This window comes from Sinomonas sp. B1-1 (assembly GCF_050474465.1).
In the GTDB taxonomy this organism is placed as follows: Bacteria; Actinomycetota; Actinomycetes; order Actinomycetales; family Micrococcaceae; genus Sinomonas; species Sinomonas flava.
Window position 1 is genome coordinate 578,194 of the sequence record NZ_JBCHVF010000001.1, and the last position, 23,054, is coordinate 601,247.

At 69.3% G+C, this 23,054-nt stretch carries 23 protein-coding genes, 3 tRNA genes and 1 other RNA gene; 13 read left to right on the top strand and 14 right to left on the bottom strand.

All coding sequences use genetic code 11. The features are described 5' to 3' along the window. The first annotated feature begins 144 nt into the window (after positions 1 to 144). The 4 genes from pepN to ACQ5BE_RS02705 are packed head-to-tail and all read left to right on the top strand — an operon-like array spanning position 145 to position 4,384. Entirely contained in the window at positions 145 to 2,697 is a 2,553-nt protein-coding gene (gene pepN, locus ACQ5BE_RS02690; RefSeq protein ID WP_430295372.1) for an aminopeptidase N, read from the top strand. Positions 2,698 to 2,707: 10 nt separating this feature from the next. Continuing rightward, positions 2,708 to 3,175, top strand: coding sequence for an OsmC family protein (locus ACQ5BE_RS02695; protein ID WP_430295373.1), 468 nt, complete (start codon positions 2,708 to 2,710; stop codon positions 3,173 to 3,175). Positions 3,176 to 3,219: 44 nt separating this feature from the next. Further along, complete coding sequence (locus ACQ5BE_RS02700) at positions 3,220 to 3,945, top strand: mechanosensitive ion channel family protein (RefSeq protein WP_413247895.1); 726 nt, start codon at positions 3,220 to 3,222, stop codon at positions 3,943 to 3,945. Between the two features lies 1 nt (position 3,946). Then, entirely contained in the window at positions 3,947 to 4,384 is a 438-nt protein-coding gene (locus tag ACQ5BE_RS02705; protein WP_430295374.1) for a globin, read from the top strand. A 64-nt stretch (positions 4,385 to 4,448) separates the two neighbouring features. Here ACQ5BE_RS02705 and ACQ5BE_RS02710 read toward each other — a convergent pair whose 3' ends face one another. Beyond that, on the bottom strand, positions 4,449 to 5,120 hold the full coding sequence (locus ACQ5BE_RS02710) for a hypothetical protein (RefSeq protein WP_430295375.1): 672 nt from the start codon (positions 5,118 to 5,120) through the stop codon (positions 4,449 to 4,451). Next, entirely contained in the window at positions 5,117 to 5,620 is a 504-nt protein-coding gene (locus tag ACQ5BE_RS02715; protein WP_430295377.1) for an acyl-CoA thioesterase, read from the bottom strand. Before ACQ5BE_RS02715 ends, ACQ5BE_RS02710 begins: the two co-directional genes overlap by 4 nt. Positions 5,621 to 5,693: 73 nt before the next feature. Between ACQ5BE_RS02715 and ACQ5BE_RS02720 the strand changes: the two genes are divergently transcribed. Beyond that, on the top strand, positions 5,694 to 6,596 hold the full coding sequence (locus ACQ5BE_RS02720; RefSeq protein ID WP_255405697.1) for an acyl-CoA thioesterase: 903 nt from the start codon (positions 5,694 to 5,696) through the stop codon (positions 6,594 to 6,596). Between the two features lie 69 nt (positions 6,597 to 6,665). Here the strand turns inward: ACQ5BE_RS02720 and ettA are convergent, their stop codons facing one another. Together ettA and ACQ5BE_RS02730 are read right to left on the bottom strand one after the other, a co-directional pair. Continuing rightward, complete coding sequence (ettA, locus tag ACQ5BE_RS02725) at positions 6,666 to 8,348, bottom strand: energy-dependent translational throttle protein EttA (RefSeq protein ID WP_344298319.1); 1,683 nt, start codon at positions 8,346 to 8,348, stop codon at positions 6,666 to 6,668. Positions 8,349 to 8,432: 84 nt separating this feature from the next. Further along, positions 8,433 to 9,014, bottom strand: coding sequence for a single-stranded DNA-binding protein (locus ACQ5BE_RS02730; RefSeq protein ID WP_430295378.1), 582 nt, complete (start codon positions 9,012 to 9,014; stop codon positions 8,433 to 8,435). A 208-nt stretch (positions 9,015 to 9,222) separates the two neighbouring features. Here ACQ5BE_RS02730 and ACQ5BE_RS02735 point away from each other — a divergent pair. Continuing rightward, a tRNA-Arg gene (locus ACQ5BE_RS02735) sits at positions 9,223 to 9,295 on the top strand. Between the two features lie 102 nt (positions 9,296 to 9,397). Here the strand turns inward: ACQ5BE_RS02735 and mptB are convergent. Continuing rightward, positions 9,398 to 10,885, bottom strand: coding sequence for a polyprenol phosphomannose-dependent alpha 1,6 mannosyltransferase MptB (gene mptB, locus ACQ5BE_RS02740; protein WP_430295379.1), 1,488 nt, complete (start codon positions 10,883 to 10,885; stop codon positions 9,398 to 9,400). 210 nt (positions 10,886 to 11,095) lie between these two features. Here mptB and orn point away from each other — a divergent pair, with 210 nt between their 5' ends. The 3 genes from orn to def all read left to right on the top strand — a co-directional run bounded on the left by orn (position 11,096) and on the right by def (position 12,668). After that, positions 11,096 to 11,722 (top strand): oligoribonuclease, encoded by a 627-nt coding sequence (orn, locus tag ACQ5BE_RS02745; protein ID WP_208712719.1) that lies wholly within the window; start codon positions 11,096 to 11,098, stop codon positions 11,720 to 11,722. Positions 11,723 to 11,839: 117 nt separating this feature from the next. Then, positions 11,840 to 11,912, top strand: a tRNA-His gene (locus ACQ5BE_RS02750). Positions 11,913 to 11,999: 87 nt separating this feature from the next. After that, positions 12,000 to 12,668 (top strand): peptide deformylase, encoded by a 669-nt coding sequence (gene def, locus ACQ5BE_RS02755; RefSeq protein WP_430295380.1) that lies wholly within the window; start codon positions 12,000 to 12,002, stop codon positions 12,666 to 12,668. 95 nt (positions 12,669 to 12,763) lie between these two features. Here def and ACQ5BE_RS02760 read toward each other — a convergent pair whose 3' ends face one another. The 3 genes from ACQ5BE_RS02760 to rnpB all read right to left on the bottom strand — a co-directional run bounded on the left by ACQ5BE_RS02760 (position 12,764) and on the right by rnpB (position 15,133). Beyond that, positions 12,764 to 12,964 (bottom strand): hypothetical protein, encoded by a 201-nt coding sequence (locus ACQ5BE_RS02760; protein WP_430295381.1) that lies wholly within the window; start codon positions 12,962 to 12,964, stop codon positions 12,764 to 12,766. Between the two features lie 52 nt (positions 12,965 to 13,016). Further along, the gene (locus tag ACQ5BE_RS02765; protein WP_430295764.1) at positions 13,017 to 14,462 is read right to left on the bottom strand and encodes a glyceraldehyde-3-phosphate dehydrogenase; all 1,446 of its coding nucleotides are present in this window, start codon (positions 14,460 to 14,462) and stop codon (positions 13,017 to 13,019) included. Between the two features lie 273 nt (positions 14,463 to 14,735). Further along, positions 14,736 to 15,133, bottom strand: an RNA gene (gene rnpB / locus ACQ5BE_RS02770) — RNase P RNA component class A. Positions 15,134 to 15,198: 65 nt separating this feature from the next. Here rnpB and ACQ5BE_RS02775 point away from each other — a divergent pair. Next, entirely contained in the window at positions 15,199 to 15,963 is a 765-nt protein-coding gene (locus ACQ5BE_RS02775; protein WP_430295382.1) for a YaaA family protein, read from the top strand. Positions 15,964 to 15,973: 10 nt separating this feature from the next. On the opposite strand, the gene ACQ5BE_RS02780 is transcribed toward ACQ5BE_RS02775, so the two are convergent. Together ACQ5BE_RS02780 and ACQ5BE_RS02785 are read right to left on the bottom strand one after the other, a co-directional pair. Further along, positions 15,974 to 16,708 (bottom strand): zinc ribbon domain-containing protein, encoded by a 735-nt coding sequence (locus ACQ5BE_RS02780; protein WP_430295383.1) that lies wholly within the window; start codon positions 16,706 to 16,708, stop codon positions 15,974 to 15,976. Positions 16,709 to 16,779: 71 nt separating this feature from the next. Beyond that, complete coding sequence (locus tag ACQ5BE_RS02785; RefSeq protein WP_208712998.1) at positions 16,780 to 17,673, bottom strand: Nif3-like dinuclear metal center hexameric protein; 894 nt, start codon at positions 17,671 to 17,673, stop codon at positions 16,780 to 16,782. A gap of 105 nt (positions 17,674 to 17,778) precedes the next feature. Here ACQ5BE_RS02785 and msrA point away from each other — a divergent pair, with 105 nt between their 5' ends. The 3 genes from msrA to epsC all read left to right on the top strand — a co-directional run bounded on the left by msrA (position 17,779) and on the right by epsC (position 19,952). Next, entirely contained in the window at positions 17,779 to 18,303 is a 525-nt protein-coding gene (msrA, locus tag ACQ5BE_RS02790) for a peptide-methionine (S)-S-oxide reductase MsrA (RefSeq protein WP_430295384.1), read from the top strand. A 91-nt stretch (positions 18,304 to 18,394) separates the two neighbouring features. Further along, positions 18,395 to 19,330, top strand: coding sequence for a cysteine synthase A (cysK, locus tag ACQ5BE_RS02795; protein ID WP_208712726.1), 936 nt, complete (start codon positions 18,395 to 18,397; stop codon positions 19,328 to 19,330). A gap of 43 nt (positions 19,331 to 19,373) precedes the next feature. Continuing rightward, positions 19,374 to 19,952, top strand: a complete 579-nt coding sequence (epsC, locus tag ACQ5BE_RS02800; RefSeq protein ID WP_208712999.1) for a serine O-acetyltransferase EpsC — start codon at positions 19,374 to 19,376, stop codon at positions 19,950 to 19,952. 167 nt (positions 19,953 to 20,119) lie between these two features. Here the strand turns inward: epsC and gndA are convergent, their stop codons facing one another. The 4 genes from gndA to ACQ5BE_RS02820 form a co-directional block, all read right to left on the bottom strand. Continuing rightward, positions 20,120 to 21,556 carry an NADP-dependent phosphogluconate dehydrogenase gene (gndA, locus tag ACQ5BE_RS02805; RefSeq protein WP_430295385.1) on the bottom strand — a complete coding sequence of 479 codons (1,437 nt, stop codon included), beginning with the start codon at positions 21,554 to 21,556 and terminating at the stop codon, positions 20,120 to 20,122. A 306-nt stretch (positions 21,557 to 21,862) separates the two neighbouring features. Further along, a tRNA-Val gene (locus ACQ5BE_RS02810) sits at positions 21,863 to 21,938 on the bottom strand. A gap of 103 nt (positions 21,939 to 22,041) precedes the next feature. Further along, a complete protein-coding gene (locus ACQ5BE_RS02815; protein WP_430295386.1) occupies positions 22,042 to 22,521 on the bottom strand; it encodes a peroxiredoxin in 480 nt (159 codons plus the stop codon). Continuing rightward, positions 22,518 to 22,934, bottom strand: coding sequence for a DUF3052 domain-containing protein (locus ACQ5BE_RS02820; protein WP_413251003.1), 417 nt, complete (start codon positions 22,932 to 22,934; stop codon positions 22,518 to 22,520). The genes ACQ5BE_RS02815 and ACQ5BE_RS02820 overlap by 4 nt, the downstream gene beginning before the upstream one ends. Positions 22,935 to 23,054 lie beyond the last annotated feature (120 nt).

Genomic DNA, 23,054 nt, shown 5'->3' on the forward strand with positions numbered 1-23,054 from the left:
CGTCACAGAATCGTGCGTGTGCGATGCTGGCTTGCGGCGGGACAACACGAAAGAATAGCTTCAGAGTGAGCCACGCCACGTTTCGGCGCTCGGCACACGACGGCAGTGCCCGCCGGCACCGCAGCACAGACGTTTGGAGGCACGATGCCAGGGACGAACCTCACCCGATCCGAGGCGCAGGAGCGCGCGAAGGCCATCCGGCGGGTGGACTCCTACCACGTCGAGCTGGATCTCACGCGCGGCGACCGGGTCTTCGGCTCCCGCACCACGGTGCGCTTCGCCGCGCAGGAGGGCTCGTCGTCGTTCATCGACGCGATCACGGACACGGTGCGCTCGGTGACGCTCAACGGCGAGGCGCTCGACGTGGCCCGCGTCAGCGACGGCGTCCGCATCCAGCTGCCCTCGCTCAAGGGCGAGAACGAGCTGGTCGTCGACGCCGACGCCCTCTACATGAACACGGGCGAGGGCCTGCACCGCTTCGTCGATCCGGCCGACGGCGAGGTCTACCTGTACACGCAGTTCGAGGTCCCCGACTCCCGCCGGGTCTTCGCCGTCTTCGAGCAGCCCGACCTCAAGGCCGCCTTCCGCTTCACGGTCACCGCGCCGTCGCGCTGGACGGTCGTGTCCAACTCCCCCACGCCGCAGCCGCAGCCTGCCGGCGCCCCGGAGGCCGGGGTCTGGGACTTCGCCCCGACCGGCCGCATCTCCAGCTACATCACCGCCCTGATCGCAGGCCCCTACGAGAGCGTGCACGACGAGCTCGTCAACTCCGCCGGGAGGACGATCCCGCTCGGGGTCTTCGCGCGCAGGTCGCTCATGGAGTACCTCGACGCGGCGAACATCTTCTCCCTGACCAAGGCCGGCTTCGAGTTCTACGAGCGCGAATTCGGGTGCGAGTACCCGTTCGAGAAGTACGACCAGCTCTTCGTCCCTGAGTTCAACGCCGGCGCGATGGAGAACGCCGGGGCAGTCACGATCCTCGAGAGCTACGTCTTCCGCTCGAAGCCGACTCAGGCCACCGTCGAGCGCCGCGCCATCACCGTCCTGCACGAGCTCGCGCACATGTGGTTCGGCGACCTCGTGACGATGCGCTGGTGGGACGACCTGTGGCTCAACGAGTCCTTCGCCGAGTTCATGTCCCACCTCGCCGCCGCGGAGGCGACTGACTTCCGCCATGCGTGGACCACCTTCGCGTCCGTGGAGAAGTCCTGGGCCTACCGCCAGGACCAGCTCCCCACGACGCACCCCATCTTCGCGGACATCGCCGACCTCGCAGACGTCGAGGTCAACTTCGACGGCATCACGTACGCCAAGGGAGCCTCCGTCCTCAAGCAGCTGGTCGCGTGGGTGGGGCAGGAGAAGTTCATGGAAGGCGTGCGCCGCTACTTCGCGAAGCACGCGTGGGGCAACACCGTCCTCGCGGACCTCATGGCGGAGCTCGAGGCGGCCAGCGGACGCGACCTCACCGCCTGGGGCCAGGCGTGGCTGGAGACCGCCGGCGTGAACACACTCTCCCCCGAGATCGAGACGGACGACGACGGCCGCATCCTGCGCTTCGCCGTGCGCCAGAGCGCTGTGGCCGAGTACCCGACCATCCGCCCGCACCGCCTCGCGATCGGCTTCTACGAGCACGACGGCGCCGGCTCGCTCGTGCGGGCCCACCGCACCGAACTCGACGTCGAGGGCGAGCTGACCGAGGTGCCGGACCTCGCAGGGCTGCGCCGCCCCGCCCTCGTCCTCCTGAACGACGACGACCTCGCCTTCGCGAAGGTGCGCCTGGACGCCGTCTCACAGGTGACCGCCACCGCGGGGCTCAAGGACATCACCGAGAGCCTCCCGCGGGCCCTGGTCTGGGGCTCAGCCTGGGACGGCGCGCGGGACGGCGAGAGCCCGGCACGCGGGTACGTCGACCTGGTCCTGTCCAACATCGGCTCCGAATCCGACGCGTCAGTGGTGCAGACGCTCCTGCGGCAGCTCGCGACGACGCTCGACTTCTACGTCGCTCCCGAGGCCCGGTCCGAGACGAAGGGCGCGACGGCCGCACGCCTCTGGGACCTGGCACGCGAGGCGGCTGCCGGTTCGGACTCCCAGCTGCAGTTCGCCAAGGCCTTCTCCGGGCTCGCGGCAGCGCCCGAGCACCTCGAGGCGGTCGCCGGGCTGCTCGACGGCTCGGTCGAGGTGCCGGGCCTCGTGGTCGACCAGGACCTTCGGTGGGAGTTCATCGCCTCCCTGGCAGCAGGAGGAGCCATCGGGCAGGGACGGATCGACGAGGAGCTCGCCAGGGACAACACCTCCACCGGGCAGTGCGCAGCGGCCCTCGCGATGGCGGCGCGGCCCACCCGGGAGGCCAAGGAGGAGACGTGGGAGGCGGTCGTCGTGCGCGGCGACCTCTCGAACGCGATGCAGCAGGCCGCGATCAACGGCTTCGTGCGCGCGCACGACGCCGGCCTGCTCGCCCCGTTCACGGAGCGCTACTTCGAGGCCGTCCCCGGCATCGTCGCCGAGAGGACGCACGCGCTCGCCCAGCAGATCGTCGTCGGCCTCTACCCGGCGCGGCAGACCACGCCGGAGACGCTCGAGCGGACGGACGCGTTCCTCACGTCCCTGCGCGACGACCAGGCCGCCCTGCGCCGCATGATGCTCGAGAACCGCGACGGCGTCGCACGGGCGCTGCGCGCGCAGGCCGCGGACCGGTAGCCTGACCGCCATGGCGATCGGGGACCACCACTACACCGTCGCAGTGACGTGGACGGGCAACCGCGGCTCCGGGACCTCCGGCTACCGCGAATATGGCCGGGAACATGACATCGCGCTTCCGGGCCTGCCCGTGCTGCCGGGGTCGGCTGACCCGACATTCCGGGGCGACCGCGACAGGTACAACCCCGAGCAGCTGCTCCTGGCGGCGCTCGCCCAGTGCCACATGCTCTCGTACCTGCACGTGGCGGTGACCCACGGGCTCACCGTGGTCTCGTATGAGGACAGGGCCGAGGGAACGATGCACCTCAACCGGGACGGCAGCGGCGAGTTCACCTCGGCCGTCCTCCATCCCCGTGTGGGCCTGGCCGACGAGTCGCAGCGGGCACTCGCGGACCGTCTCCACGATGAGGCACACGACCTGTGCTTCATTGCGCGCTCGGTGAACTTCCCTGTGAGGCATCTCCCCGAGGAGCCGTGACGGCCACGGGCGACGGCCGGGGCCCGATAGGGTAGACGGGTCCGATGCACCCCATCCCCAGGAGGCTCCTGCCTGTGTCCGAGGACATCGATACCGCTGTCGCGACCTTCAACGAGAAGCTCATCGAAGTGGGCTTGGCCGTGGGCGCCGGGCTCATCGTGTGGCTCGTGGCGACGTTCGTCATCCGCCAGATCGTCAAGCGCATCCTCGCGGGGCCGCAACTGGCCGAGCACCGCCTGTTCCGGTGGGCGGCGCCCGCGCTGCGGGCCCTGGACTCGGAGCGCCGCGCCCAGCGGGCTGCGACGATCGGCTCGCTCCTGAACAGCACGGTCGCGGCCATCATCTCCACGATCGTGGGGATGTATGTGCTCCGGGCCCTCGGCGTGGACCTCGCCCCGCTGCTGACGAGCGTCGGGATCCTCGGTGTCGCCATCGGCTTCGGCGCGCAGCAGCTCATCCGCGACTTCCTCGCGGGGATCTTCATCACCCTCGAGGACCAGTTCGGGATCGGGGACGTCATCGAGACCGGTGCCGGCGAGGTGGTGGGCACCGTGGAGTCCGTGGGCCTGCGCATCACGAGGGTCCGGGCCGACGACGGAACGGTCTGGTACCTGCGCAACGGCGAGATCCTCCGCGTGGGGAACCGCTCGCAGGGCACCTACGTCCCCGTGGCCGCGAACGGCCACAGCACGGACGACAATGGTGAGAAGGGCGAGCGGACCGGCAGCACCGCCCAGGACAGCAACGGAGGCCAGCGTTCGGGTGAGTGAGATGACGACCCCCGGAGTCCCCGGGGAGGGACGTCCGGACCTTCTGCGGGGTGGTGTCCCCGCAGCGAGCTTCTTCGACCAGATCGGCGGCCACGAGACCTTCGTCAGACTCGTGGACGTGTTCTACCAGGGCGTGGCGGAGGACCCGGTCCTGCGGCCGATGTACCCCGAGGATGATCTGGAACCCGCCAAACGGCGCCTGACGATGTTCCTCGAGCAGTACTGGGGCGGTCCGGGCACCTACAGTGCGGAGCGGGGACACCCGCGCCTGCGGATGCGGCACATGCCGTACAAGGTGAACCCGGAGGCACGGGACCGCTGGCTCGCGCACATGCGCACCGGCGTGGACGCCCTCGGGCTGCCGCCGCTCCAGGAGGCCACGCTGTGGGACTACCTCGAGCGCGCTGCGCACTCCCTCGTGAACTCCTTCGAGGACTGAGCCCGCCCGTCCACGCGGGGGCGCCCGGCGCCGGCCAGGCAGCCTCCCCGCGGGCGCGGCGCCTTCACGTCCCGAGCAGCGACGGCCGGCGGCACAGCACGTGGCCGCGGTGTGAGGAGAGCCTGACCCAGAGGCCGGACTCGAACAGGTCCAGCGGTTCCCCCGCTGCCGCGAACCCGAGCGTGTGTGCCGCGAAGGCGGCGCCCGCAGGCACGCCCGGGGTTCCCTCGAGGTCCCTCCCCCACACCGCAGCCCGCACGCCGTGGACCACTGCGGAGCCAGGACGGTCGGGGACGGCACCGGCCACCTCGGCGATGCCCGCTGCCGCCGCTGCTGCGATCTGCTGGCCGTCGAGACGCCCCAGCGGCCGCCAGGGGCCGCGCGGCGGGCTCACCGCGGCCCAGGGGGTGCGGACGTGCGACGGCGGGACGTCCAGCAGCGTCGCATCCTCGCCGAGGCGCGCGAACCGGTCGAAGACCGAGGCGATCGCCACGGTGGCGTCCAGCTCCGCGGGCCGGGCGAGCGCGACCGTGCGCAGCCCCAGCACCGTCGGAGTCGCCTCGCCGAGGACGCGGGGGCTCAGGACGCACACGTAGACGGCGAGTACTCCCCCAACAGCCTGGAAGCGCACGGCGCCATCCTCCACGGCCCTGGCACGCGCCAGGAAGATGCGCAGGTCGGCCACAGCGCGCGGGTCGCCGAAGTCGAGGGCGGTCTGGATGTCGGCGGCGCTCATGCACCATCTCCCTTCATGCCCACCGATGCTGGCAGAGGCGGCCGACGCCTGAACGGCACGGGCGGCCCGGCGAACTCGTCGAACTCGGCCCGCAGAGCGGCGGGCAGGCGGACGGGACGGCCGGTGGAGCGGCTCACGAGGACCATCGAGGTCGAGCAGTAGGCATACAGGTCAGGGCCGTCCGGCTCCCGGACGGTGTACCCGAGGTCGAAGCTCGAGCCGCCCACGCGCGTCACCCACAGGTCCACGGCGATCGGCTCGCGCCGGTACATGAGCGGCGCCATGTACTCGATCTCGTGCCTTCCGACCAGCGTGAAGTTCTCCTCGGTGACGAGTCCAGCCATCGTGGACGCGCCCGCCGCAGGCACCCGCAGCGGCTCGCGGAGCCAGTGGACCCGAGCGTCCTCGAGGAACTGGAAGAAGCGCACGTTGTTCACGTGCCCGTAGGAGTCGACGTCGCCGAAGCGCAGCTGGAGAGGGAACCGGTAGACCGAGGACATGCTCCCATCTTCGCACCCGACGCCCCGCGGACCTCCTTGGCCGCCGCCGCCCGCGCCGTCTAGTGTCATGGGCATGACCAGCCCCGCGCACCGAGCCGGCAGCACCGGCGCCCTCCTGACCCTTCTGGACCTCGACGACCTCGGGGGCGCCCGGACGGACAAGGACGTCTTCGTTGGACCGAGCGAGCGGCAGCCGCGGCACCGCGTCTTCGGCGGCCAGGTGCTCGCCCAGAGCCTCATCGCCGCGTCACGCACGGTGGCCGATGGGCGCCCGGTCCACTCGATCCACGCCTACTTCCTGCGCCCGGGGGATGCGGACAAGCCGATCACCTTCGGGGTCGAGCGGCTTCGCGACGGGAGGTCGTTCTCGGCACGGCAGGTCCACGCGTACCAAGACGGAGTCCCGATCCTGTCCATGATCGCGTCGTTCCAGATCGAGGCCGACGGGGTCGAGCACCAGTCTGCGATGCCGGAGGGCATCCCGGACCCCGAGACGCTGCCGAGCACCGCCGACCTCCTCGGCGAGATCGACCACCCCGTGGCGCAGTACTGGGCCTTCGACCGGCCCTTCGACATCCGCCACGTGGACCCGGCCATGTACGTCTCGGCGGCCGGCCCCCACGTCGCACGCAACGCCGTGTGGATGAAGACCTTCGACGCCATGCCGGACGACGACGGCCTGCACCGCGCCGCTCTCGCCTATGCGAGCGACTACACCCTGCTCGAACCCGTGCTGCGGCGGCACGGCCTCTCCTGGATCACACCCGGGATGAGCGTCGCAAGCCTCGACCACGCCATGTGGTGGCACCGGCCCGTCCGGGTCGACGACTGGCTCCTGTACGTCCAGGAGGCGCCCAGCGCCCAAGGCGCACGGGGCCTCGGTGCCGGGAAGATCTTCGACCGCCGCGGCGTGCATGTCGCGAGCGTCGCCCAGGAGGGGATGATCCGCCTGCCCTATCTCGACGGACCCGCCTAGCCCACGCACGACGGCGGAAGGCCGGCTCCGCGTGGAGTCCGGCCTTCCGCCGTGGCAGCCAGAGCGACGCTAGTCGCGCGTGAGCTTGCGGTGGGTCACCCGGTGGGGCTTGGCGGCGTCGGGACCGAGACGCTCGACCTTGTTCTGCTCGTACGACTCGAAGTTGCCCTCGAACCAGTACCAGTTGGCCTCGTTCTCCTCAGTCCCCTCGTACGCGAGGATGTGCGTCGCGACGCGGTCGAGGAACCAGCGGTCGTGGGACACGACCACGGCGCAGCCCGGGAACTCGAGGAGCGCGTTCTCCAGGCTCGAGAGCGTCTCGACGTCGAGGTCGTTGGTCGGCTCGTCGAGGAGCAGGAGGTTGCCGCCCTGCTTGAGCGTGAGCGCGAGGTTGAGCCGGTTGCGCTCACCGCCGGAGAGCACGCCGGCCTTCTTCTGCTGGTCCGGCCCCTTGAAGCCGAACGCGGAGACGTAGGCACGCGAGGGCATCTCGACCTGGCCGACCTGGATGTGGTCGAGGCCATCGGAGACGACCTCCCAGAGGGTCTTGTTCGGGTCGATGCCGCCGCGGCTCTGGTCCACGTAGGAGATCTTGACCGAGTCGCCGATCTTGAGATCGCCCGCGTCCAGCGGCTCGAGCCCGACGAGGGTCTTGAACAGGGTGGTCTTGCCCACGCCGTTGGGCCCGATCACGCCGACGATGCCGTTGCGCGGCAGGGAGAAGGAGAGCCCGTCGATGAGCGTGCGGTCCCCGAAGCCCTTCTTGAGGTCCTTCGCCTCCACGACGAGCTGGCCGAGGCGCGGGCCCGGCGGGATCTGGATCTCCTCGAAGTCGAGCTTGCGCGTGCGCTCGGCCTCCGCGGCCATCTCCTCGTACCGGGCGAGGCGGGCCTTCGACTTGGTCTGGCGTCCCTTGGCGTTCGACCTCACCCAGTCCAGTTCCTCCGCGAGCCGCTTGGCGAGCTTCGCATCCTTCTTGCCCTGCACCTCGAGGCGTGCGCGCTTCTTCTCAAGGTAGGTCGAGTAATTGCCCTCGTACGGGTACAGGCGCCCACGGTCGACCTCGCAGATCCACTCTGCGACGTGGTCGAGGAAGTAGCGGTCGTGGGTCACGGCGAGAACCGCGCCCGGGTAGGTCGAGAGGTGCTGCTCGAGCCAGAGCACGCTCTCCGCGTCGAGGTGGTTGGTGGGCTCATCGAGGAGCAGGAGGTCGGGCTTCTGCAGGAGCAGCTTGCAGAGGGCCACGCGGCGGCGCTCACCACCCGAGAGCACCCGGACGTCGGCGTCACCCGGAGGGCAGCGCAGGGCGTCCATTGCCTGCTCGAGCTGCGAGTCGAGATCCCAGGCGTCGGCGGCGTCGATGGCTTCCTGGAGCTTGCCCATCTCCTCGAGGAGCGCGTCGTAGTCCGCGTCGGGGTTCGCCATCTCTTCCGAGATCTCGTTGAAGCGCTGGATCTTGGCGTAGATCTCCCCCACGCCTTCCTGCACGTTGCCGAGCACCGTCTTCTCCTCGTTCAGAGGAGGCTCCTGGAGCAGGATGCCGACCGAGTAGCCCGGGGAAAGCCGTGCCTCCCCGTTCGAGGGTGTGTCGAGTCCGGCCATGATCTTGAGGATCGTCGACTTGCCGGCACCGTTCGGCCCCACGACGCCGATCTTGGCCCCGGGGAAGAACGACATGCTCACGTCGTCGAGGATGACCTTGTCGCCCACTGCCTTCCGGGCCTTGGTCATGGTGTAGATGAATTCCGCCATGGCCTTAAATCTAGTGGGTGCGGCTGGCGATCACACATCCGCCGGGGCGGGAGGCCTCTGCGGCCCCTCCGCCCCAGCGGGTGCTCAGGCCGAGAGCAGCCGCTGTTCCGGTCCTAGCTCCTCGCTCGGGCGGTCTTCCAGGGCCGGAACGTCGCCGGCCTCGAGCTCCGCGTAGTCAGGGACGTCTCCGAACGGCGGCTCGTCAGGGTCGAACGGCACCTCGGGAAGCTCCCCGGTGGCCGGGTCCACCGGCCCGACGCCCTCGATGTGGGCCAGCGGGATGGAGGATGTGCGCCCCGCCGGCTCATCGCGGCGCCGGTTCCAGACGGCAATGCCGAGGGCGAGGTCGTGCCCGACCGAGCTGGCCATGAGGTCGACGTCCTTCGAATAAGTCCCATCTGCCCTCTGCCAGGTCGCGACCCGGATCTTCCCCATCACGATGACCCGCTGTCCCTTCCGGACGCTTTCCGCCACGTTCTGGGCGAAGGCACCGAAGCAGACGACCGTGTACCAGCTCGTGTGGGTGTCGACCCACGCGCCTCGCTCGCGGTCGAAGTGGCCCTCGCTCACCGAGAGCCTGAAGCGGGTGTAGAACGTGTTGGCCTTCGTGAATCCCTTGGTCGGGTCGGTGCCGACCCAGCCTCGCAGCGTGACGGTGTTGCTCATAGCCAAGACCTCCGATCCGTGGCCGTCCCCGGCTGGGAGGCCTGACTCCACCCTGTCCGCGGGGATTCGGAAGCACGAGGATCGGAGGCGCGTATGTGGACGACACGCCGAGGCGTGCTTCTGTGGAGGAGAAGAGGTCTTGCTGATGCCTGCGGCACGGGGCGCGGTGCGCTGCCGCGGGCGCTGCCGGGATAGACTTTCACAGCCGGCCCCAGTAGCTCAGAGGATAGAGCAGGAGCCTTCTAATCTCTTGGTCGGGGGTTCGATTCCCTCCTGGGGCGCCCGCGAAGGGCCCGGCGCCGTCAGGCGCCGGGCCCTTCCTGTCTGCGTCGGCGGCGACGGCCGCGTGTGGACCGCGGAGCAGCCAGGCAGGCCCCCGGATCCTACGGGAACACGCGGGCGAGGAGGGAGCGACCGCTGGGCCTGAAGAGCTTGCGCGTCTTCGGGTCGACGAAGATGAGGTACAGCGCGAAGAGCAGCGCGATGAGTGCCGCGGTGTTGCGCGCGATGGCCAGCGCCAGCTGGTTGTCGCCTTCCTGCAGGTAGGGGAAGACGTCGAGCTGGTCCGAGATCCCATAGATCATGAAGAACGAGACGATGAAGTACAGCGTCTTCACCTGCCAGTCGTCGCGGATGCCGGTCACCGCGAAGAACGGGATGAGCCACACGATGTACCACGCCTGGATCATGGGCGACAGGAGCACCACGGCAGCGAATGCCAGGGTCATGCGCCGCACCAGGCGGTCGTGCGTGCCGCGGAGGAGCTGCCAGGCGACGATGCCCAGCGCCACGACCTTGCCGAGGTTGAACACGGCACGGTCGACGTCGAGCCACCCGAGCCCCACTGAGGCGGTGAGCGTGGAGACCATCATGCCGATCATCCCCACTGGGGCGTACCAGATCGACACGCTGCCGGGGGCCGCGAGCCCGCTGATCCAGCCGAAGCCGAACCCGTTGGGCAGGCTCATGGCGTACAGGAGCCCCAGGGAGAGCGCCCCGGTGACCAGGAGATAGAGCACCTTCCGCGGCCAGGAGGCTCTTCGGCCCGCCCACATGAGCGCGAGGAACGGCAGGAGCAGCGCGGTGATGGGCTTGACGGAGACGGAAAGCGTCACGAGCACGATGCCGAGGAGCGGTCGGTGGACCGCGACGTAGTACACGCCCGCCACCGCAAGCCCCACCATGAGGGCGTCGTTGTGGACCGCGGCGATGAAGTTGGTCAGGAAGAGGGGGTTGGCGACCGTCAGCCACAGGGCCCGGTGCGGGTTGATCCCGTGCAGTGAGGCGAGCTTCGGAACGTACACCGCCACGAGGGCGACGCCCACGAGCGAGACGAGCCGGAACAGGAACACGCTCGCCTCGGGCTGCACATTGGTCACCCACACGACGAACTGCTCGATCCAGAGGTACAGCTGCCCGTACGGCGTCGGCGCCTCGCTCCACATCTTGTCGGCACCGAGCTGGTAGTAGTTCGACAGGGCCGAGATGCCCACCTCGTACGGGTTGAGGCCCTCGTGCATCAGGCGGCCCTGGCCGATGTAGGAGTAGACGTCGCGGCTGAACAGCGGCACCGTGAACAGCATCGGGGCGCCCCAGAGTGCGAAGGCGGCGAGGGTGGCCTTGCGCGCCCGGCTCCCCCAGACCCTCACCGACTGCCCGAGCCTCAGCCAGGAGCGCACGAGCAGCATCCCGCCGAACGCCAGCAGCACGATGCTGATCACGACGCCGAGGATCTCGGTGCGCATCCAGATGAAGAGCGTGTAGCGGCGCAGCTCGGACGCGGGAGCGAGCCAGCCGACTCCGAAGGACCCGATCATCACGGCGAGGGAGCCCGCGAAACCGGACAGCAGCGGCCATTTCGGATCGGCCATCTCAGGGCCCTCACCGTCCATGCCCGATCGGGCGAGGGGCTGGGAGGGCAGAGACATCGCGCGTCCGTTCTTCGACAGGTGGGCTCATGGTCCGGAGCCCGCATCGGGTCAGTTGGCCTGCGCACGCGCAGGCGCGGCGGCCGTTTCATCGTAGCATCGGGGCCGCGCACGACGGCGGGCTGCCGCGGCATCGGACGGTAGTCTGGGCGGGTGCCCATCACCAATGAACATATTGTCTGGATCGACTGCGAGATGACGGGCCTTGATCCCGTCGCCGATGCCCTCATCGAGGTCGCCGTGCTCGTCACGGACTCGGAGCTGAACATTCTCGGCGATGGCGTCGACGTCGTGATCAAGCCCACGGAGTCCGCGCTTGCGGGCATGAGTGACTTCGTCCGCCGGATGCACACGGACTCCAAGCTCATCGACGCCCTGCCGCACGGGCTGACACTCGAGGAGGCCGAGGCAAAGGTGATGGAGTACATCCGGGCGTGGGTGCCCGAGCCCAACAGGGCGCAGCTCGGCGGGAACTCCGTGGGTACCGACCGGCTCTTCCTCGCCCGCGACATGCCGCAGGTGGTCGACCACCTCCACTACCGCGTCATAGATGTCTCGACGATCAAGGAACTGGCCCGGCGCTGGTACCCGAGGGCCTACTTCCAGTCGCCCGCGAAGACGGGCAACCACCGGGCTCTGGGCGACATCCGGGACTCGATCGATGAGCTCCGCTTCTACCGGGAAGCCGTCTTTGTCCCCGCTCCCGGCCCGGAGAGCGCCGCCGCCCAGGCCATCGCCCAGCGCATCGTCGCGGGTCGGCCGCAAGCCGGCACAGCCTGACCTCCACAGCCGAAAAAAGTTCGTCGGCGAGTGCTGATTTGGTCATGACCACTCCAAACAGCAGGTAGACTATTTCTCGTTGCTTTCGCGGGGCACAACGCCCCGTAAGCCACCACGGTGGGTATAGCTCAGTTGGCAGAGCGTCTGGTTGTGGTCCAGAAGGTCGCGGGTTCAAGCCCCGTTACTCACCCCGAAGAGGCCGGTTCGCCGGTCAGCCACGAGGCCGCCTGGGATCCGTCCCGGCGGCCTCGTGTGCGTTCCGAGAGAGGAGTCCCGCGTGACCGTCCATCCCATCACCGTCTGGGGCGAGCCCGTGCTCCACAGACGGGCTGCCGAGGTGACCGAGTTCGACGACGCGCTGCGGACCCTCATCGAGGACATGCACGAGACGAACGACGCCGCGCACGGCGTGGGCCTGGCAGCGCCCCAGATCGGGGTCGGGCTGAGGATCTTCGTCTACAAGTTCGCCAACGACGACGGCGTCCCGCCCCGCGGCGTCCTCGTGAACCCACGCCTCACCCTCGGGAAGGTCTCGGGCGCAGCCCCCGACCCTGAGGACGACGAAGAGGGCTGCCTGTCCTTCCCCGGCGAGGGATACCCGCTCCAGCGGGCGGAGTGGGCGAAGGTCGAGGGCTTCGACGGAGACGGCCGGCCCGTCGAGTTCGTCGCCACCGGCTGGTTCGCCCGAGTCATGCAGCACGAGTACGACCACCTCGACGGCAAGCTGTACGTGGATCGGCTCATCGAGCGGTACGCGAAGAAGGCCCGTCGTGCCGCGCGCAAGCACGGCTGGGGAGTCCCCGGGCTCACGTGGATGCCCGGCGTCGACCCCGACCCGTTCGGCCATGACGACCACGACCACGCGCACGAACAGGACGACGAGCACGAGCACGGGCACGAGCACAGCCATGAAGGCCCTGCGGAGGCTGGGCACACCCACGTCTGATTCGCCGCCTGCCTGAACACGACGAAGGGCGCCGCACCAGTGTGCGGCGCCCTTCGTCGTCGTGCGTGGCCTGGGGCCTTTCGGTGGCGGGGCCCCTACTGCTCGCGGATCACGCGCTGGAGGTCCTCATCCGCCACCCGCTGGAGTTCCTCCAGCTGGGCGACGCGTTCCGGGGTGACTTCCCCGGACGCGAGGCGTGCCTTGGCGTGGTCCACGAGCAGTCTGGCCTGCTTGGCGTTGGCTCTGGCGACGTCGAGCGCGTGCTCGAGCGTGCTCTCATGCTCCGTTGCTTCCATAGGTGCATCTTGCCCCCGCGGCGGGCGGAGAAGCCAGAGACCGTGCCGATTGCTACCGAGTTGTTGCCAACACCGCGTCGTCCGTCACGGGCTGGACGGGAAAGGAAGGCGCGTTCACGCCCGCCATCTCCTCGAGGACGCGGACCACCTGGCAGGAGTAGCCGAACTCGTTGTCGTACCAGACGTACAGGACGAGGTTCTTGCCGGTCGAGATCGTGGCGAGGCCGTCGACAATGCCGGCGCGGCGGGAGCCGACGAAGTCGGTGGAGACGACCTCGGGCGAGTCGATGTAGTCGATCTGCTTGCGCAGGTCCGAGTGCAGGGACATCTCGCGGAGGTAGGCGTTGACCTCGTCCTTGGTCGCCTCGTGCTCGAGGTTGAGGTTGAGCACGGCCATCGACACATCGGGGGTGGGGACGCGGATCGCGTTGCCCGTGAGCTTGCCGGCGAGCTCGGGGAGCGCCTTCGCGACGGCCTTCGCAGCGCCGGTCTCGGTGATCACCATGTTGAGGCCGGCGGCACGGCCGCGGCGGTTGCCCTTGTGGAAGTTGTCGATGAGGTTCTGGTCGTTCGTGAACGAGTGGACCGTCTCGACGTGGCCGTGCACGACACCGTACTTGTCGTTGACGGCCTTGAGCACCGGGGTGATCGCGTTCGTGGTGCAGGAGGCCGCGGTGACGATCTTGTCCTCGGCCGAGATCGCGCCGTGGTTGATGCCGTGGACGATGTTCGGCAGCGAGCCCTTGCCCGGCGCAGTGAGGAGCACCCGGGCCACGCCCTTGCTCTGCAGGTGCTGGGACAGGCCCTCCTCGTCACGCCACCGGCCGGTGTTGTCCACCACAATGGCGTTGTCGATGCCGTACTGGGTGTAGTCCACCGAGGCGGGGCTGTCCGAGTAGATGACCTGGATGAGCGTGCCGTTGGCGAGGATGGTGTTGTTCTCCTCGTCGACCGTGATCGTCCCCTCGAACGCACCGTGCACCGAGTCGCGGCGCAGGAGGCTCGCACGCTTGACGAGGTCCTTGTCGGAACCCTTGCGGACCACGATGGCCCGGAGGCGGAGGCCGTGGCCGCCGCCGGCGTGCTCGATGAGGATACGGGCCACGAGGCGGCCGATGCGGCCGAAGCCGTAGAGCACGACGTCGGTGCTGGTGCGCGGGTCGGCGCCGCGCTTGCCGACGATCTCGGCGAGTTCAGCGCGGAGGAACTCCTCGAGCCCGAGGGTCTGGCCCTCGGCGCGGAACTTCTCGTTGAGGCGGGCGAGGTCGATCGAGGCCGCGCCGAGCTCCAGGGAGTCGAGCGCCTTGAGGATGGGAAGCGTCTCTTCGAGGCTGAGCTCCTCGCTGTCGATCTGGCGGGCCCAGCGGTGCGCCTTGAGCAGTCCGACCACGGACTGGTTGATGAGGCTCCGGCCGTGGACCGAGGTGACCACGTTGTTCTGGCGGTACAGCCGCCCGATGATCGGGATCATCTCCTCAGCTGCCGCTTCGCGTCCGATCCAGGTGCCGAGTGCGGATTCCGTCGTTGTGCTCACACAGATGCCTTTCTCTGTTCGCGCACTCCCTCGTGCGCATGCCCCCGGGCAGGGTGGCCTGAGGTCATGGAAAAGCCAGGCCTGCGATCGCAGAGCCCGGCTCGAGAACTTCTACGTTCGCTTTCCAGTGTACGTGGGGGGATCGGGGGGCGCCGCCCGGGCGCCTGTGAAGTCACTCACAGGCTCTCGCTTTCGGGGCTGCAGGATCCTGCGAGAGTCAGGATCCTGTGAAGAGTGAGGACAGGCCGGCCTGTGAGCCGGGTTCTGTCTCCGCGCCGGGTTGCCCTGGCGCGGGAGGCGACCATCCATCTAGGACCGCCGTTGCCGGCGGCCTCGAGCGGCCTACCCGGGCGCTCGGGCGGGCAGCCCTGGTCACGCGCCCTGTCTGGCCTTGCTCCGGGTGGGGTTTACCGAGCCTCCCCGGTCACCCGGGGAGCTGGTGGTCTCTTACACCACCGTTTCACCCTTACCGCCGTCGCTGCGCCTGCGGCACGGCGACGGTGGCGGTCTGCTTTCTGTGGCACTGGCCTGCGGGTTGCCCCGAGTGGGCGTTACCCACCACCCTGCCCTGTGGAGCCCGGACTTTCCTCGCGGCGGCCCCGATGGAGCCGCCCCGCGGTCGCCCGGCCGACCTGTCCTCGACCGTCAAGTCTAGCTGCACTGGCCTGCCTCTGACGGCAGCGACGGTAGGATTCGGCGGGTGCTCATCCTCCTTCCGCCCTCCGAGGGCAAGACGCCCGCGCCGCCGGGTCCCGCCGTCGACCTCTCCGCGCTGAGCTTCCCCGCGCTCGAGGTGGCGCGGAAGGAGGTCATCGAGGCGCTCACGGAGGTGAGCGGCCGCCACGACGCGCTCGAAGCCCTCGGCGTGGGTGCCTCGCTCGCGCACGACGTCGAGCGGAACCTCCGGCTCCTGACCGAACCGGCGGCGCCGGCGCACCTCGTGTACTCGGGGGTCCTGTACGAGGCCTTGGGGTACCGCTCCCTCACCCCGGCCCAGCGTCGACGTGCCGACGCGTGGATCGTCGTGGTGTCGGCACTGTGGGGGGCGGTGGGCTTCGCCGACGCCGTTCCCGCGTACCGGCTGTCGATGTCTACCGCACTGCCGGGGCTGGGCCGCCTCGCCGCGTTCTGGAAGCCGCGGCTTGCAGAGGTGCTGGCCACTCGGGCGGGGGACGGGCTTGTCGTCGACTGCCGGTCGAGCACCTACGCCGCGGCCTACGCTCCCCCGCCCGCGTCAACGGTGAGCGTCGATGTCTTCCGCGAGCGCGATGGGAAGCGCAGCGTGGTGAGCCACTTCGCCAAGCACCACCGGGGGGAGTTCGTCCGCCACCTGCTCAGGCGCCGCGGGACCGCGCCGGCCACGCCCGAGGCGCTGCTCGCCGTCGCCCGCGAAGGCTGGGAGGCCGAGCTGGTCCCGGCGACGGCGCGGAAGCCCAGCTCCCTCGCCCTCATCCTGCGGGACTGATCCTTCCGCCCTAGCTCCACTCCGGCGAGCGGACGAGGATGCACCCCGAGTCCGGGCAGAAGACGATCTCGTCTTCGGCTGCAGAGCGGATGGCGGCCAGGTCCCCGGGGCTCAGCGCCATGCCGGAGCCCTCGGACGTCCCATGGAACAGCCTGGCCGCGCCCACGCCGCGCTTGGCAAGGGTCTTCTCGTAGACGTCCAGGAGCCCGGCGTCGATCCCGCTGGCGAAGTCAGAGCGCTGCTGTGCCACTGCGGAGCGCTCCTGGGCGATGGCTCCGAGCTGCTCGTCGAGCTCGTCCCGCAGGTCCTGGCTCGACGCCTGCGCATGCCCGAGGGCCTCCGCGGCTTCGCCCTGGGCCGCGCGGAGCTCGTCGAGCTTCTCCAGAACCTCGAGCTCGGTGTCCTCGAGGTCGCTCTGCCGAGCGCTGAGGCCGGCGATGTCCTTCTGGAGGGCCTCGAGGTCCTTCGAGAGGCCGCCCGCGTACAGGCGCGACTCGTCGCGGGCGATCCTGGTGGACACCTCCGCGACCTTCGCCTCGACGGCAGCGAGCTCTGCCTCGGCGCCGGCCACGAGGGCATCCGCCGACCGCGCCGCCTCCGCAGCCTGCTCGAGGGCCGTCTTCGCAGGCCCGAGGCGCGGATCGGACTCGAGGGCGCGGCGCCGCACGTCCAGGGAATGGAGCTTCGCGTCGAGGGCGGCCAGGTCCAAGAGCCTGAGCTGTTCGGCGGCGGGAGCCTTGGGCATCGTGTTCCTCCTCGGTCGCGCCGGAGCGCTCTCGACGGCGCTGCCGCGCAGCGCCTGTGTGGCCTGCGACTCTATCCTTCGCTCGGGGTCAGGATGAAGTCCCACGGGTCGGTGTTGATGGTGGAGACGCGGATGTCCACGGTGTGGCCCTGGTCCTTGAGCACGTTGTCGAGCGCGGCCGCCGCAGCGGGGAGCCATAGCCACTCGCTCGCGAAGTGGCTGACGTCCACGAGGTAGGGGCGTCCGTCGGCGGAGGACTCACGGGCCTCGGAGGCCGGATGATGGCGCAGGTCGGCGGTGACGTAGACGTCCGCCCCTGACTCGCGCACCGCGTCGAACAGGCTGTCTCCAGCGCCGCCGCAGACCGCCACGCGGCGCACGAGGCCATCGCGGTCTCCCGAGACCCGCACACCCCCCGCGACCGCGGGCAGGACGCCGAAGAGCCGTCCCGCGAGGTCGCCCAGGCTCGTGATCTCCGGGAGGTCCCCGACCCGCCCGATCCCTTCTTCGGGGAGGCCGTTCGCGGCCTTGGTGAGGGGTTCGACCGGGTCGAGCCCGAGGGCGTCGGCAAGCACGTCCGAGACTCCGCCGACGGCCGAGTCGCCGTTGGTGTGCACCGTCAGCAGCGCGATGCCCGACTCGATGAGGCGGTGGACGGCGCGTCCCTTGGGCGTGTTCGCGGCGACGCTCGTGACCCCGCGCAGCAGGAGCGGGTGGTGGGCGATGACGAGGTCCGCCTCCCAGGCCGCGGCCTCTTCGATCACCTCGAGCACGGGGTCGACCGAGAACAGGATCCTGCGCACGGGCTGGGACGGGCGACCCGTGACGAGGCCGACGGCGTCCCACTCCTCCGAGAGAGACTCGGGCCACAGTTCCTCGACGGCCACGAGCACGTCCGCCAGAGATGGCCCGGACGCCCCCTCGGGCGCATTCCGATGGCTTTCACGGGCCTCCTCGTCCTGCATTGCTGACGGGTCCTTCTCGGTCTGGGGGTCTGGGCCGGTCTGCTCTGACACGAGGGGCGGTCCTCTCTCGGGAATCTTCCGCGGGCTGCGGACATTGTAGGCAGCATGAAGACCTTCATTCTGGGCGGAGGCTGCTTCTGGTGCCTCGATGCGGTCTACCAGAAGACCAAGGGTGTCAGCTCCGTCGTCTCCGGCTACATCGGGGGCCACTTCCCGGATCCGGACTACTACAGCGTCTGCAGCGGCATGACCGGGCACGCCGAGGTCGTCGCGGTGACGTTCGACGAGGAAGTGATCCCGCAGGACGTCGTCCTCGACATGTTCTTCGCGCTCCACGATCCCACCACCCTCAACCGCCAGGGCTACGACGTGGGGACGCAGTACCGCTCGTCGATGTTCTACCTCACAGAAGAGGAGCGGGCGCTCTTCGAGACGGCGATCGAACGGAACCAGGGGCTCTGGAACGCGCCGATCGTCACCGAGGTGGCCCGCGCGAGCACCTTCTACCCTGCGGAGGAGTTCCACCAGGACTACTACGCGAAGAACCCGGACGCCGGGTACTGCCACGTGATCATCAATCCCAAGCTCGCCAAGGCCCGCAAATATTACTCGGCATGGCTCATTGCCTAGCCGGGCCCGGAGGCGGCTGACTAGGCTGAAGCCGCAGTCGGGCCCCCCGGCCTCCTTGTCACGCCCACATTCTTCAGGAAGCAAAGGACTCATGGCACGCATCTATGACGACGTCACGCAGCTGGTCGGCAACACCCCGCTGGTCCGCCTGAACCGGCTGACGGAGGGCCTCGAGGCCCAGGTCGCCGTCAAGCTCGAGTTCTACAACCCCGCCAACAGCGTCAAGGACCGCATCGGCGTCGCGATCGTCGAGGCCGCCGAGAAGGCCGGCGCGCTCAAGCCGGGCGGGACGATCGTGGAAGGCACCTCCGGCAACACGGGCATCGCGCTGGCCCTCGTCGGCGCCGCCCGGGGCTACAAGGTCATCCTGACGATGCCGGAGACCATGTCGACCGAGCGCCGCGTCCTCCTGCGGGCCTACGGGGCCGAGATCGTCCTCACACCGGGCTCGGACGGCATGCGCGGAGCTGTCGAGAAGGCCCAGGAGATCGTGGCGAACACCGAGAACTCCATCTGGGCCCAGCAGTTCGCCAACCCGGCCAACCCCGCCGTCCACCGTGCCACGACTGCGGAGGAGATCTGGAAGGACACGGACGGAGAAGTGGACATCTTCGTCAGCGGCATCGGCACCGGCGGCACCATCACCGGCGTCGGCCAGGTCCTCAAGGAGCGCAAGCCGGGCGTGCAGATCGTCGCCGTCGAGCCCAAGGACTCCGCGATCCTCAACGGCGGCCCCGCGGGTCCGCACAAGATCCAGGGCCTCGGCGCGAACTTCGTGCCCGAGATCCTCGACACCAACGTGTACGATGAGGTGCTCGACGCCACCCTGGAGGACTCGGTGTCCACCGCCCGCGCGCTGGCCGCCCAGGAGGGCATCCTCGGCGGTATCTCCTCAGGCGCGATCGTCTGGGGAGCGCTCGAACTCGCGAAGCGGCCGGAGAACAAGGGCAAGCTCATTGTCGCCGTCGTGTGCGACTTCGGCGAGCGGTACATCTCCACGGTCCTGTACGACGACATCCGGGGCTAGGAGCGCCGGCTCCGGCCACGGCAGAAGGAAATCTGTGTCTCTGATCAAACGCACCGTTGCACGGCTCCGGGAGGACCTGGCGGCGGCAGCAGCGCATGACCCCGCGGCCCGGGGCAACGTGGAGAACTTCCTCGCGTACTCCGGCCTGCATGCGATCTGGATCCACCGCCTCACGCACGCCATGTGGCAGCGCGAGGACCTGCGCTTCGCCGCGCGCCTCATCTCCCAGGCCGGGAGGTTCCTCACCGGCATCGAGATCCACCCCGGGGCGACGATCGGGCGACGGTTCTTCATCGACCACGGGATGGGCGTCGTGATCGGCGAGACAGCGGAGATCGGCGACGACGTGTTCCTCTACCACGGAGTGACTCTCGGCGGCCGGTCCCTCGCCAAGGTCAAGCGGCACCCCACCATCGGCGACGGCGTGACGATCGGCGCCGGGGCGAAGGTGCTCGGCCCGATCACCATCGGGGCCGGAAGCGCCGTGGGCGCCAACGCCGTGGTGGTCAAGGACGCTCCGCCGAACTCGATCGTGACAGGCGTGCCGGCCACGTGGCGCCACCGCGACGCCGCCAAGGAGACCACGCCGGCCGTGGACCCCGCGGAGTACTACTACATCTGAGCGGCACGGTCTGGCCGTCTCACGGTCTGGCCGCCTCAGTCCCGGAGCGCGCACGACGGCGCCGCCCGCCACCCCAGGCGCGCGGCGCCGTCGTGCGCTGCGGGTGCAGCAGCGAGAAGGGCGCCCCTGCCAGCGGCAGGGGCGCCCTTCGGGCGTGCGCGGCCGGCTCAGTGGGTGTCGACTGCCGAGATCTCCGAGCGGTCCTCGCCCCAGAGGGTGTGGAATGTCCCCTCGGTGTCCACGCGCTGGTAGGTGTGGGCTCCGAAGAGGTCGCGCTGGCCCTGGATGACGGCAGCGGGGAGTCGCTTGCGGCGGAGGGCGTCGTAGTACGCGAGCGAGGACGAGAAGACCGGCACGGGGATGCCGAGCTGGACCGCGGTGGCCACCACGCGGCGCCAGGCGGGGACGGCCGCGGCGATGGACTCGGCGAAGGCCGGGGCGAACAGCAGGTTGGCGGGCTTGCTGTCCCCCTTGTAGGCGGCCGTGATGTCCTTCAGGAGAGCGGCGCGGATGATGCAGCCGGCACGCCAGAGCGAGGCGATCTCGTCGAGCCTGAGGTCCCAGCCGTACTCCGTCGCGGCGCTGCCGAGCATGTCCAGGCCCTGGGCGTAGGAGACGAGCTTGGAGGCGTAGAGCGCCTGACGGACGTCTTCGACGAACCCGTCGGGAACCTCGGCGCTGGCCTCGTGGCCGGCGAGGGTCTCCTGGGCGATGGCCCGCTGCTCAGCCTGGGACGAGATGCCACGGGCGAACACGGATTCTGCGATGCCGGAGACCGGGGAGCCGAGGTCCAGCGCGGACTGCACGGTCCAGCGGCCGGTGCCCTTCTGGCCGGCGGCGTCGACGACGACGTCGACGAACGGCTTGCCCGTCTTCGCATCGACGTGCGCCAGGACCTCAGCAGTGATCTCGATCAGGAAGGAGGACAGCTCGCCCTTGTTCCACTCCGCGAAGATCTCCGCCTGCTCCGCGGGCTCGATGCCTGCCGCGCTGCGCAGCAGGTCGTATGCCTCGCCGATGACCTGCATGTCCGCGTACTCGATGCCGTTGTGGACCATCTTCACGAAGTGGCCAGCGCCGTCCGTGCCGACCCACGCGCAGCACGGCTCGCCGTCGGCCTTGGCCGAGATCTTCTCGAGCATGGGGCCAAGGGCCTCGTAGGACTTCTTGGAGCCGCCGGGCATGATCGACGGTCCGTTGAGCGCGCCCTCCTCGCCACCGGAGACACCGACGCCCACGAAGTGGAGGCCCTTCTCGGCGAGTGCGGCCTCGCGACGGCGCGTGTCGGCGTAGTGCGAGTTGCCGGCGTCGATGACGATGTCGCCCTCCTCGAGGAGCGGGACAAGCTGGTCCACGACGGCGTCGACCGGCGCGCCGGCCTTGACCATGATCAGGACGCGGCGCGGCTTCTCAAGCGAGTCGACCAGTTCCTGGAGGGTCTCCGTGCGCACGAAGTCGCCCTCGTCGCCGTGCTTGGCGAGAAGGGCATCCGTCTTCTCGACGGACCGGTTGTGAAGCGCCACGGTGTACCCGTTGCGCGCGAGGTTACGGGCGAGGTTCGCGCCCATCACCGCAAGGCCGGTGACGCCGATCTGTGCAGACATGTACTCTCCGTCTCTTCGTGGGATTCCGCATCCAAGGCTAGTTGACGCCCTTTCCGAGGATCACTGTTTGACATCTTATTTCGGCGTGCCTCATTTTTGGCACACGTTTGCCACAGTTGCCGTCGTCACGGAGGGACGGGCAGGAAGATTTTCATCACGAGTGTTTGGACTTTGGCGCCCTTGACCGTATGCTCGTGTCAGAGCCTCCCGTCGCGGCGAACCCCCCAATGGCCGCGGCGGGAGGCTTCTTCCATGCACGGGAAGCATCCCGCAGAGCCGAGAGGCGCGGCACCGCAGAGGACGTGGTGGTGGGTCCTACCGGGATCGAACCGATGACATCCACGGTGTAAGCGTGGCGCTCTACCAGCTGAGCTAAAGACCCTGACGACGGCGCGCCATCAGGCGCGCCGGGGCACCACTGTACCGCAGCGGATCGGGGGCCGGAAAACGTCCGGCGCCGCCGCCGCGCGTCAGCGAGATCCGCGTCAGCCCGAGATCGCGGCGAGTGCCGAACGGTAGCCGTCGAGGTCGCGCGCCTTCCCGCGCGGATTGACCACCCGGTAGCGAACCACCCCGTCGGCGTCGAGGATGAAGGTGCCCCGCAGGGCCATGCCGTCCCTCTCGTCGAAGACGCCGAAGCGGCGGGCGACGGCCCCATGGGGCCAGAAGTCTGCCAGAAGCGGGAAATCGTATCCTTCCGCCTGGGCGTAGGCCCGCTGGGTGAACTTGCTGTCCACGGAAACGGCGAGGACTTGCGCCCCCGCCGCGGCGAAGATCTCCCTGTTGTCGCGCAGCTCACCGAGTTCGCCGGTGCAGATGCCGGAAAAGGCGAAGGGGAAGAACACCACGACCACCGGACGGCCCCGCAGGGATTCCAGATGGACGGGCTCGCCGAACTGATTGGACAGCTCGAAGTCCGGAGCGCTCTCGCCGACCTGGGGACCCGGGGACGGCAGCGCCGTCACTGCTTCTTCCGGACCAGGCGCGTCGCGCTCCAGTCCTTCGACACGCCCACCGACGAGGTCGAGTGCAGGCCGGCCGTCGGCGCAGCCTCCTGGACCTCGACCGGGCGCACATGGCCATCACGTCCCTGCTTCGGGACGAGAAGCCAGACGACGCCGGATTCCTCGAGAGTGGTCTGGGCGTCCATGAGCATGTCGACGAGATCGCCGTCGTCCTCCCGCCACCACACGATGACACCGTCGACCACGTCGTGGTCGTCCTCGTCGAGGAGGTCCGAGCCGGTTGCCTCCTCGATCGCCTCACGCAGGCCGAAGTCAACGTCCTCGTCGTAGCCGAACTCCTGGATCAGGTCCCCGTCTTTGAAACCCAATCGCGCCGCCACATTGCTGTCTGCGGCGGTGTCCGTCTCGCCCACGTCGTCCTCCTCCTTCATAATGTCTTCCTGGCCCTCGCCCGCGGCGGGACCTCGGCGCAAGAGCCCCGGGTGCCGCTTGACGCGACGGCCCGGGACACCTCCACCGTATGTACAAGCCAA